This window comes from Haemophilus sp. SZY H68 (genome assembly GCF_018829685.1).
In the GTDB taxonomy this organism is placed as follows: Bacteria; Pseudomonadota; Gammaproteobacteria; order Enterobacterales; family Pasteurellaceae; genus Haemophilus; species Haemophilus haemolyticus_K.
This window is the reverse complement of the sequence record NZ_JAHKKB010000007.1, coordinates 22,633-29,405: the sequence shown is the minus strand read 5'-3', so window position 1 is coordinate 29,405 and position 6,773 is coordinate 22,633. Positions and strand designations below refer to the sequence as shown.

At 36.2% G+C, this 6,773-nt stretch carries 5 protein-coding genes and 1 rRNA gene; 1 reads left to right on the top strand and 5 read right to left on the bottom strand.

Annotated elements, in window-relative coordinates:
- Positions 1–10: 10 nt before the first annotated feature.
- A 5S ribosomal RNA gene (rrf, locus tag KP712_RS08960) occupies positions 11–126 on the top strand.
- A 309-nt stretch (positions 127–435) separates the two neighbouring features.
- Here the strand turns inward: rrf and rnd are convergent.
- The 5 genes from rnd to KP712_RS08935 are packed head-to-tail and all read right to left on the bottom strand — an operon-like array spanning position 436 to position 6,604.
- On the bottom strand, positions 436–1,593 hold the full coding sequence (gene rnd, locus KP712_RS08955) for a ribonuclease D (protein WP_111408005.1): 1,158 nt from the start codon (positions 1,591–1,593) through the stop codon (positions 436–438).
- Positions 1,594–1,650: 57 nt separating this feature from the next.
- The gene (gene fadD / locus KP712_RS08950; protein WP_048953288.1) at positions 1,651–3,339 is read right to left on the bottom strand and encodes a long-chain-fatty-acid--CoA ligase FadD; all 1,689 of its coding nucleotides are present in this window, start codon (positions 3,337–3,339) and stop codon (positions 1,651–1,653) included.
- 42 nt (positions 3,340–3,381) lie between these two features.
- Entirely contained in the window at positions 3,382–3,927 is a 546-nt protein-coding gene (locus KP712_RS08945; protein ID WP_111408022.1) for a Slp family lipoprotein, read from the bottom strand.
- 30 nt (positions 3,928–3,957) lie between these two features.
- Positions 3,958–4,668: a tRNA (adenosine(37)-N6)-threonylcarbamoyltransferase complex dimerization subunit type 1 TsaB gene (gene tsaB, locus KP712_RS08940; protein ID WP_111408006.1), complete on the bottom strand. Its 711-nt coding sequence runs from the start codon at positions 4,666–4,668 to the stop codon at positions 3,958–3,960.
- 13 nt (positions 4,669–4,681) lie between these two features.
- Entirely contained in the window at positions 4,682–6,604 is a 1,923-nt protein-coding gene (locus KP712_RS08935) for an ATP-dependent DNA helicase (RefSeq protein WP_111408007.1), read from the bottom strand.
- Positions 6,605–6,773 lie beyond the last annotated feature (169 nt).

Genomic DNA, 6,773 nt, shown 5'->3' with positions numbered 1-6,773 from the left:
AAAGAATTATCCTGGCGGCGATAGTGCGGTGGAACCACCTGACACCATACCGAACTCAGAAGTGAAACGCTGTAATGCCGATGGTAGTGTGGGGCTTCCCCATGTGAGAGTAGGGCACCGCCAGGTTACTAAATACAAAGCTAAATAAAATAAGAAAAGAAGAACCCCAGTTGAATAACTGGGGTTTTTGTTTATGGATTTTAACTAACAACTATTATAAAAAATAGAATTAAAGATAATAAAGAGATATGGGGGCTTATATTTCGATCATTTACAAAAATCAGTATTATTGGATTTTTGATATACAAAACTTATGTATTCTTAATAATCTTTTAGATTTCTCTTGAGAGATAAATATTACTACTTTTCAGTTTAGATAATACTTCTAATTAGAGATTATTTTTAGTTCTAATTCAGATCTTTTGGAGACGTAGACTAGGTATTTGTTATTATTTTGATTTCTTTCACCAATATATCACCTATTTGTTTACGCCAACCTATGAGTAATTCCGGTAATTTATTGGATGAACATTCTTTTTTCCACACCCATTTTATTAATTCTTCTAATGTTCGTTTACTCGCTATGATTTCTGGTGATAGCCCTCCTGGAGTAAGTGCAGTAACTTGATCTTGTAGTGAACGAATTGTTTGTTTATAGCGAGGATCTTCAGAAATTCTAACTATTTTCTGTGGATAATGATTAGGAGATATCTGGCTAGCTTGGGCAAGGAGCTGAAGAATTTTTTTTCCATAGATTCGGATCTCATTATGAGTTAGACCCAGTTCAAGCATCTCAGCTATATTACGAGGATTGTACTTTGCCACTTTCCAAAGATGTTCTGATTTTACAATATAAGACAAGGCTAAATTTCGCTTTACAGCAATATTTTGTCGCCATGTTGCTAAAACTTTTAAGCGAGCTAATTCTAAAGGCTTCAGTTTCCATGCATTTGGAATATCCAAATAGGCTTTATTCGCATCTCGTTCTTTTAGTTTATATGTTTTGATAAGTGCGAGTTCACACTCTTCCTTTACAGCTTTTAACCAAGGCGTTTGGGAGAGTTCTTGTTGCAGAATGTGATATAGCGGAAGTAAATACCATACATCACCCGCCGCATACTGTAATTGTATTTTTGAAAGAGGACGTTTAATCCAATCAGTACGAGTTGCACCTTTATCTATTTTTATATTCAGATATTGTTGGACTAATTTTGCTAAACCTGCAGACATACCTAGTCCAAGGAAACGAGCCATAATTTGTGTATCTATCATGGGTGTAGGTAACTGATTAAATTCCTGCAAAAATACTAATAAATCTTCACTACAAGAATGTAATACTTTGAGAACGTGAGAATCAGAAAGTAGTTTGACAAAAGGTGAAAAATCAGTGATCAGAAGTGGATCAATTAAAGACACTCGTTTGCCATCATAAAGTTGGATTAATCCCAGTTTTGGGAAATAAGTTGATATACGTATAAATTCGGTGTCTAACGCAACTATATCCTGTTGTTGGGCCAAAAGGCAAATTTCTGAAAGCTCAGTATTAGTTGTAATAAGAGAAAAGTGCGGTAAATTTTGGCATTCTTTTATCATTGTCGTATTTCAACAGGGGGATTTAACAAGGAAATGGGATATTGCTATCCCATTTATTTAATGAACGGAACGTTTTGCGATTTCTTCATCTCGAAGTACGCGACGTAGAATTTTTCCTACATTCGTTTTGGGTAATTCATCACGGAATTCAATTTCTTTTGGAACTTTATAGCCTGTGAGATATTGTCGACAATGCTGGCGAATTTCATCACGTGTTAGACTATCATCTTTTTTTACTACAAAAATTTTGATAGTTTCACCTGATACTTCATGTGGTACCCCGATAGCAACAGCTTCTGAGACTTTATTATTAAGCATTACCACGTCTTCAATTTCATTTGGATATACGTTAAAGCCTGAGACTAGTATCATATCTTTTTTACGATCAACAATACGAAGGCTATAAGTTTCATCCATAATTACAATATCGCCAGTCGCCATCCAACCATCTTTTAAAACTTCACTTGTTGCCTCAGGGCGTTGCCAATAACCTTTCATGACTTGTTCGCCTTTTACCCATAATTCGCCAGGTTCCCCAATTTTGGCTTCGGTTCCATCATCTTGGATAATTTTAATGTCAGTATTTGGAACTGGTACGCCTATGGTGCCATTGTGTTTTACTACATTAATTGGGCAAGCAGCAATAAGCGGTGAACACTCTGTCATGCCGTAGCCTTCAATAATATTACAACCCGTTAGAGCATGCCAACGTGTTGCAACAGATTGTTGAATTGCCATTCCTCCACCTACAGAGAGTTTTAATGCTGAAAAATCCACCTCTTTGAAGTTTTCGTTATTCAATAAAGCATTAAATAACGTATTTACTCCTGTAATAGCTTCAAATTGATATTTTTTTAACTCTTTTACAAAACCATCAATATCACGTGGATTAGTGATTAAAATTGCGGTAACGCCTAATTCTAAAAATAATAAGCAATTTACGGTTAATGCAAAAACGTGATAGAGAGGTAAGGCTAAAATTGCAGAATGAGTACGCGTATGATCACCAATAAAGGGTTCTGCGATCCATTTAGCTTGGAAAACATTAGTAATAATATTTCCGTGCGTTAACATTGCCCCTTTAGCGACGCCAGTGGTACCTCCAGTATATTGTAGGAATGCCAGATCACCTCGAACAACATCGGGGCGTACATATTGACGATATTTTCCGATACTTAATACTTCTCGAAATGTTACTGCATGTGGCAACTTGTATTTAGGGACGAGCTTTTTGATGTATTTTACAACGAAATTGACGATTGTACGTTTACCGAAAGAGAGCTGATCCCCCATTCTTGTTAAAATGACATGTTTTACATTCGTGTTGAAGACAACTTTTTCTAAGGTTGAGGCAAAATTAGATACAACAATGATTGCCACCGCACCACTGTCTTGTAGTTGATGTTCTAATTCTCTTGGTGTGTAAAGTGGGTTAACATTTACTGCAATCAGACCGGCCCGTAAAATACCAAAAAGTGCAATAGGGTACTGCAATAAGTTTGGCATCATCAATGCTACACGATCGCCACGTTGAAGTTTAAATTCGTTTTGTAAATAGGCAGCAAAAGCACGACTACGCTCTTCTAATTTTCGGAATGTAAGTATTTGCCCCATATTGATATAAGCTGGACGGTCGGGGTGCTCACGTACGGCTTTATCAAACATATCCAGAATTGACTCATATTTTGATGTATCCAGAAATTTTTCAGAACCTTCTGGATAGTTTTGAAACCAAATTTTTTCCATTTTTTATCCTAGTTTATTGGAAAATTTCCAAGATTTTATCATTTAATTCAAATAATAGCGAATTTCGGGTTGGATATACCGAGGCTGGTATCGCCATCTCCAGAATCCCCAATCATCGTCCCAATCATCTTCAGGATAATAATAGTTTGTACTTAGCGCCCAAAGACGGTATTTATTTGGTTTAATAACAGGATAAGTATAATTAGCCTGTTCTATTTTACCTGGTTCTGAACCAATTAATTGTCCGCCAATTGTGATATAACGGTCCTTTAAATTTTCGGGATCTATAAAACCATCGAAATAAACGATAAAACGGCCATCAGATTGTGATTCTACGAAAGGTTTTCCAGATAAAGATGATACCGGTAAACTAAGTACTTCGATTTTAGTATGATGAGGTAAAATGGTAGTTTGTACAACTTTGCCGCCCAATCGGATATTTTTACAGTGGCAACTCAGATCTTGAGATGTAATTTCTTTATAGCTAGTAATAGAAAACTGTTCATTTTCTAATCCTCTTGGTGGAGTAATACAGCCTGTTAGACCTAAACAAAGTGCGGTCAAAAATATGCTTATTTTTCCTTTCATTTTCACTTTCACTTATCCTCCACGATGATGTTATTCGCGTCCAGGTAACTTTTTCCACGTGACTTCATTTCGTAAATAAATAGGCTCAATTTCTAACGCTGAAATAGTTTGTTGCTGTTTCCATGCCGTTTGAGCAAGGGGTAACATATATAAGGCATTTGGCAATTCAATTTCTGAACCGTTCAGATTTTTTTCTGTAAATTGTGGATAAGCCGCCCAACCTGTACCTACATAAAAAATATCGTTATTTTGAAGTTGAGAAATTGCTTGTTCAGGTGGGCAAACTTGCTCTGGTGTTATTTCTCTCCATTGAGAAACCGCTCCAAAATTAGTGTGAATATCTTCACATATAAGTTGTGAAAAATATACTTCCCCCATGCGCGCATCGATTGCGGCTGCAACTTTTTTTGCTTGATATAATTCAAATGCAGCCTGTGCCATTGCTGTTAAATTTGATATAGGAATAACTGGTAAATCAGCACCTAATGCTAAACCTTGTGCGATACCAGCCCCCACTCTTACACCTGTAAAACTACCAGGACCACGCCCAAAAGCCAGAGCATTAACTTGATTTAAATGCAAGCCTGAGTTTGCTAAGATTTTATCAATCATAGGAAGAATTCGTTTGGTGTGCGTGCGTTGCGCTAATTCATTTAAATGTGTTTTTTCACCGTTATATAGTAGTGCAACTGAGCAGGCTTCAGTAGAGGTATCTAATGCTAATAAAGTTAGCTTTGTCATTATTTTTTCTCATTTATTGATTTTGTAAGAATTGTATCACTTTATTGAGATCTCGGGTACGACTTGAGTTTGGCAAACTCTTTAAAAACGTTTCGCCATAATTTCTCATAACTAAACGATTATCACAAATAATCACTACGCCACGATCGCTTACACCTCGAATTAGACGCCCAACGCCTTGCTTTAGCGTAATCACGGCTTCTGGAATTTGAATATCATTGAATGGATCGCCTCCCTGTAGCTTGCAATCTTCAATACGTGCTTTTAATAAGGGGTCATCAGGTGCAGTAAACGGAAGTTTATCGATAATCACCAGGGAAAGTGCATCACCGCGAACATCGATTCCTTCCCAAAAACTAGATGTTGCAACAAGTACACTATGAGAGGTATCAGTGAATTGTTCCAATAATTTGCCTTTAGAGGTTTCTCCCTGTACTAAAATTGAAAGCCTACTTTTTTCACGAAAATATTCTGCTAATCCTCGCATCATTGTGTAAGAAGTGCAAAGTACAAAGCAGCGCCCTTTATTGGCTTCAATTACTGGCAGTAACATTTCACCTAATGATGTTAAAGTATGCGTTTTATTGGTAGTTGGCAAATAACGAGGAACACAAAGTAATGATTGTTCAGGATAATTAAATGGACTATGTAAAATCTTTTGTGTTGCATGTTCAATCCCTAATCGTTGACAAAAATGATTAAAGGTTCCACCTACTTCTAATGTTGCGGAAGTAAAAATCCATGCAGCCTCTTTGATCTTCAGTTGTTCTCCAAATTTGTCGGCCACGGTTAGCGGTGTAATATGTAAGCCGAATTGACGACCATTTCCCTCATACCAATAACAAAACCCCACAATATTAGTTTCGGTTAGGCGCTTTAATTGACTTTTTATTGATTCGACACGTTCAAAAATACTATCGAGTGTTTGTGAACGCCCTAATGTAAGCTTAATCACCTCGGAGAGAAAATTAATTTTTTCTTGTAATAAATCAAAGGCTTTTTTTACCGCACTTTGTTTATAAAATTCACGCCAATTTCCACGAGTATTATTTTCTTCACCTAATAAAAGACGAAAATCCTGTACAACTTTAAGTAATGTATCTGATGTGCTGCCAAGTTGCAGCATATCTTTTAGTTCGGTACGATAAACAATATTAATATCTTTGCATAAATCAAATAGCTGTCGAGAGGTGAGCGATTGCCCAAAATATTGACTGGCAATATCGGGCAATTGATGTGCTTCATCAAAAATAATCACTTCTGCATGAGGAATTAATTCCCCAAATCCAGTTTCTTTCACAGCCATATCAGCAAAAAACAAATGATGATTAATGACCACTAGATCCGCATTTAGTGCTTTTCTCCGAGCTGCTGCAACATAGCATTCGTTATAATTAGGACAATCCGCTCCTAAACAACTTTCAGTGGTACTAGTTAGCTGTGAAATGATAGGGCTGTCTTCGGCAAGTTCTATACATTCAGTAAAATCACCTGTTTTTGTGCTGTTATTCCACTTTCTAACTTTACTTAAATCCATTAAAACAGATTTATCACCAAGCACTCCTTGTGCAATAACTTGATCTAATCGTTCTAAACATAGATAGTTTGCTCTTCCTTTGAGTAAGGCTATTTTTCCTGTGAAATTAAGCGCTTTTTTGATAGCAGGAAGCTCTCGATTGAAAAGCTGATCTTGTAAATTTTTGGATCCGGTCGAAATAATGGTTTTTTTGTTAAATAGTAATACTGGTGCTAGATATGCCAAAGTTTTGCCCGTGCCTGTACCTGCTTCAATAACAAGAGAAGACTTATTATAAATGGTATCACCAACGGCTTGAGCCATGCTAAGTTGTTCTGCCCTTGGACTGAAGTCCTTTATATTTTGACTTAATTGTCCATTGAGAGAGAATATGTGAGAGAGTTGATCTTGATAATTCATTTATAGGAAAATTTTTTGGGTTAAGTCTAGCAAAATTTGATGTGATCGTATAGAAAAGACAGTCGAAATCATGAAAGATGAAATAATTAATTTATATTTATAAAACCGATATTTATTAAACCATATATACCTTGCTAATTTCCTATTTTCCATAGATAATAGGGAGTCT

What these genes read in the sequence shown, in the direction of transcription:
- rnd (WP_111408005.1), bottom strand. Translation starts at nt 1,593, where the DNA reads ATGATAAAAGAATGCCAAAATTTACCGCACTTTTCTCTTATTACAACT.
- fadD (WP_048953288.1), bottom strand. Translation starts at nt 3,339, where the DNA reads ATGGAAAAAATTTGGTTTCAAAACTATCCAGAAGGTTCTGAAAAATTT.
- KP712_RS08945 (WP_111408022.1), bottom strand. Translation starts at nt 3,927, where the DNA reads ATGAAAGGAAAAATAAGCATATTTTTGACCGCACTTTGTTTAGGTCTA.
- tsaB (WP_111408006.1), bottom strand. Translation starts at nt 4,668, where the DNA reads ATGACAAAGCTAACTTTATTAGCATTAGATACCTCTACTGAAGCCTGC.
- KP712_RS08935 (WP_111408007.1), bottom strand. Translation starts at nt 6,604, where the DNA reads ATGAATTATCAAGATCAACTCTCTCACATATTCTCTCTCAATGGACAA.